The following is a 491-nucleotide window of genomic DNA, read 5'->3' on the forward strand; positions in this document are numbered from 1 at the left end:
GTGCTCAGCGACATCATCAGCAAGCACGGCGAGGCCGTCATGGCCCACGTGGGCACCAGGCCCGATGCGCAGACCGGGCTCATCCAGTCGCTGTGGGAGCTGAAGGACGGCCAGGTCGTGCGCCAGCTGGCTGGCTACACGCACGACGATGAACGAGACCTCGTCGCCGCACAGGACGAAGACGGCGCCAGCTGGAGCTACGCCTACAGCCACCACCTCGTGACCCGCTACACCGACCGCACCGGCCGGGGCATGAACCTGGAGTACGACGGCACGGGCCCCGACGCCAAGGCCGTGCGCGAGTGGTCCGACGACGGCAGCTTCGCGCTGAAGCTGGAGTGGGACCGCAACATCCGGCTGACCTACGTGACCGATGCGCTGGGCGGGGAGACCTGGCACTACTACGACATCCAGGGCTACACCTACCGCATCATCCATCCGGACGGGCTGCAGGAGTGGTTCTTCCGCGATGACGCGAAGAACATCACGCG

Annotated in this window: 1 pseudogene; it reads left to right on the forward strand. The window is 66.8% G+C overall.

The features are described from left to right. Window positions 1-491: pseudogene (locus tag ACTJLF_RS34710) on the forward strand (RHS repeat-associated core domain-containing protein); the annotation flags it as partial.

Source organism: Variovorax sp. 22077, assembly GCF_052044195.1.
GTDB classification, from domain to species: domain Bacteria; phylum Pseudomonadota; class Gammaproteobacteria; order Burkholderiales; family Burkholderiaceae_C; genus Variovorax; species Variovorax atrisoli.